This window comes from Amycolatopsis sp. NPDC059235 (assembly GCF_042754125.1).
GTDB lineage: Bacteria > Actinomycetota > Actinomycetes > Mycobacteriales > Pseudonocardiaceae > Amycolatopsis > Amycolatopsis albidoflava.
Map to the genome: position 1 here is coordinate 1 of NZ_JBHZAG010000185.1, position 2,892 is coordinate 2,892.

3 protein-coding genes are annotated in these 2,892 nt (G+C 70.5%); all 3 read right to left on the bottom strand.

Features of this window, described 5'->3' with window-relative positions; genetic code table 11:
* Positions 1 to 94: 94 nt before the first annotated feature.
* The 3 genes from ACFXI3_RS47050 to ACFXI3_RS47060 all read right to left on the bottom strand — a co-directional run bounded on the left by ACFXI3_RS47050 (position 95) and on the right by ACFXI3_RS47060 (position 2,774).
* Positions 95 to 1,030: a ParA family protein gene (locus ACFXI3_RS47050; RefSeq protein WP_344274132.1), complete on the bottom strand. Its 936-nt coding sequence runs from the start codon at positions 1,028 to 1,030 to the stop codon at positions 95 to 97.
* Positions 1,031 to 1,092: 62 nt separating this feature from the next.
* Positions 1,093 to 1,884: a thioesterase family protein gene (locus tag ACFXI3_RS47055; RefSeq protein ID WP_344274135.1), complete on the bottom strand. Its 792-nt coding sequence runs from the start codon at positions 1,882 to 1,884 to the stop codon at positions 1,093 to 1,095.
* Positions 1,884 to 2,774 carry a RecB family exonuclease gene (locus ACFXI3_RS47060; RefSeq protein WP_344274138.1) on the bottom strand — a complete coding sequence of 297 codons (891 nt, stop codon included), beginning with the start codon at positions 2,772 to 2,774 and terminating at the stop codon, positions 1,884 to 1,886. Before ACFXI3_RS47060 ends, ACFXI3_RS47055 begins: the two co-directional genes overlap by 1 nt.
* Between the last annotated feature and the right edge of the window lie 118 nt (positions 2,775 to 2,892).

Consider the following 2,892-nt stretch of genomic DNA (forward strand, 5'->3'; position numbering starts at 1 on the left):
GGCGTGAGGGGCCTTCGGCCTGTCACGCCGGTGAGCCCCCAAACGCCGGCGCGATCCCGCGGTGTGGTCCTGTTGGTCTGAAGTGGACGGTGCCTTAGCGCGGGCGGTTGGGGCGCTTGGGCATGAGGTCGTACAGCTTCTTGCGGGCGCCGTTGTCGTTGACGTTGCGCGCTACAGCTACCTCGGAAATGAAGTCCTCGAACACGAACTCGTCGTCGGCGGGAACCTCGGTGGGGCCGGGGTTTTGCGCCAGGTAGCTGTCCAAGGTCTCGGCAATCTCCCGGAACGACACCGCTTGGATGGTTTCCGGGGCGAAGGTGGTGACCGGGACGCCGTGGGCGGCGGCTTCGTTCATCACTACGCCCAGGGGGACGTGCGAGAGCATCGGGACGCCGAAGGAGTACATCTCCTGCAGGGCGGCCGCGGCGTAGTGCGAGATGGGGCGGCGGTACAGGCCGGGCACGATGCCGAACCAGGCGATGGGGGCGCGGCCGGTCGTTTGTTCTACGTAGCGGACCTGTTCCGACAGCAGGCGCAGCGCTCGGATGCTCGTTTTGTCCGGCTGGACCGGGACCAGGATGCCGTGCGAAGCCGCCAGCGCGTTGTTCGTCAGGACGTCCTGGGCCGGCGGGCAGTCGATGATCACGTGGTCGTAGTGGGCGAACTGGATCACCCTCGCCAGCTGCCAGCCGGGCACGCGGAACTGGTCCAGCCTGCGGATCAGGTCGAACATGCCCGGCGACGTGGGGATCACGTCGAACGCGCCGCCGCGGCCGAGGTTGCTGCGCGGATGCGGGACGGCCAGCTGCTCGATCGGGCCCTTCCACAGCTTCGTCAGCGCCTTCGCCAGGCTCGGCGAGTCCGCCGGGACCTCGTCCATGCCGAGCATCTCGGTGGTCGCGTGCCCCTGCGGGTCGAGGTCGACGAGCAGCACCCGCCTGCCGCGTTCGGCGAGGGCCGCGGCCGCGCCCACGCTCAGCGAGGTTTTGCCCACCCCGCCCTTCTGGTTGACCACCGAGGTGATCTGCATGCCGGAGCGCTCCCTTGTCGGTCGTTCCGCGAAGGCTATCGGACTCGTGCGCCGCGGCGCGCTCATCCGCCCCCGGCCTGTCGCGGACGCACCAGCAAAGCCTGCGCGCCGGTGCCGACCGGACCGGAACGATCGTGCAGCGTACTGGTCGCGGTGCCGACGCCGTGCGGCCCGACCAGCGTCACCGCGTCGAGGCCGATCCACTCGCCCTCGGGGACCCGCCGCAGGTGCACGGTGAGCTCCGAGTTGATGAACCACCACTCGCCCGCCGGCAGGAAATGCGACACCCCGTTGCCGGAGTCGGCGATCGCGAACAGCCGTTGCAGGCCGGTCGGTTCCTCGCCGTCGACCAGCGGATACCGCTGCCGTCCCCACACCGCGGCCGGGCCGGGAGCGGAGATCGCGCCGCGGACCGAACGCCATTCGATCGCGTGCAGGTAACCGCCCTGCCAGTCGTCCGGGAAGGCCGCCTCGCTGCCCGCGTCGGCCGCGGGCAGCAGCGGACCGCCGTCGGTGGCGATGTCGGCGGTGTCCGACGTCGCGATCCGCCACCCCGACGCCCGCGCGACCGTCCGGCCGTTCGCGGACAGCTCGGACTGGACCAATTCGACCGTCCGGCCCGGCCGTTCGATCCACGACCGCTGCTCCAGCTCGCCCACCGGAGCCGGGCCGAGGATCTCGACCGTCACCCGCGCCAGCTGCGCCGGATGCCGCGACTCCAGCCGTTCGAGCCCGCGCACCAGCAGCGCCGACGGCGGGCCGAAATGCTGGGCTCCCGGATTCCACGGGCCCGTGGTGTGCTCAGTCGCCTCGTACCGCTCGCCGCCGAGCGGGAGGAAGAACGCGTCGCCCATCAGTCGGCCCGGTCCAAGACCGTCTCCTCGCCCGGATCAGGCTCCGGCCAGCCCGGATACTCCGGCGGCGTGCCGCCGAACTCCGGGCAATGCGCCTGGTGATCGCACCACGAGCACAGCTTGCCCTTGTTCGGCCGGAAATCGCCGGTCTTGCCCGCCTTCAGGATCGCCTGCCAGATCGCTTCCAGCGTGCGCTCGAACCGGACCAGCTCCGCCTCGTCCGGCGTGTAGGCCAGCGACTGGCCGTCGGTCAGATACATCAGCTTCAGCTGCCGCGGGACGACCCCGCGCAACCGCCACAGCACCAACGCGTAGAACTTCATCTGGAAGAGCGCTTTGGCCTCGCCGATTTCCCGCGGGGCGGCGCCGGTTTTGTAGTCCACGACCCGGATCTCGCCGGTCGGCGCGACATCCACCCGGTCGATGTACCCGCGCAGCAGCACACCCGAGCCCAGCTCGATCTCGACGTGCAGCTCGCACGCCTCCGGCTCCAGCCTTCGCGGATCTTCCAGCTCGAAGTACGAGTCGAGCAGTTTTTCGGCGGAAGCCAGCCACTTGTCGGTCTCGCCGGGTTCGCCGTCCGCGAACAGCTCTGTCCACTCCGGACTGTCGCTGGACAGCTCCGTCCAGGTCGGCGCGAGCAGCTCCTTCGCGCGCGGAGCGACGCGTTCGGCGGCGGGGAGGGCGAAAAGCCGCTCCAGCACCGCGTGGACGAGCGTGCCGCGCAGTTGCGCCCTGGTGGGCACCTCCGGCAGCCGATCGACCGCGCGGAAGCGATAGAGAAGCGGGCACTGCTTGAAGTCGCTCGCCCGGGACGGCGACAACGCAGGCCGCCTCCTGGCGGGCGCGCCGGCCTCGGGAGGGGTGGTGACCGTGGCGGTGTCGGACATGGGGCAGAGCGTAACGCCGGGGTACGACAGAAGTGTTGGCCCCGGCTTCGCCGGGGCGTGCGAGATCGCCTTCAAGTCGGCGTCCGGAGGGTCAGCGTGCACGGCCTGGGGGCCGTAC

Bases quoted from the DNA above. Each gene is read 5' to 3' on its own strand.
- ACFXI3_RS47060 (WP_344274138.1), bottom strand. From the start codon at position 2,774: ATGTCCGACACCGCCACGGTCACCACCCCTCCCGAGGCCGGCGCGCCC.
- ACFXI3_RS47055 (WP_344274135.1), bottom strand. From the start codon at position 1,884: ATGGGCGACGCGTTCTTCCTCCCGCTCGGCGGCGAGCGGTACGAGGCG.
- ACFXI3_RS47050 (WP_344274132.1), bottom strand. From the start codon at position 1,030: ATGCAGATCACCTCGGTGGTCAACCAGAAGGGCGGGGTGGGCAAAACC.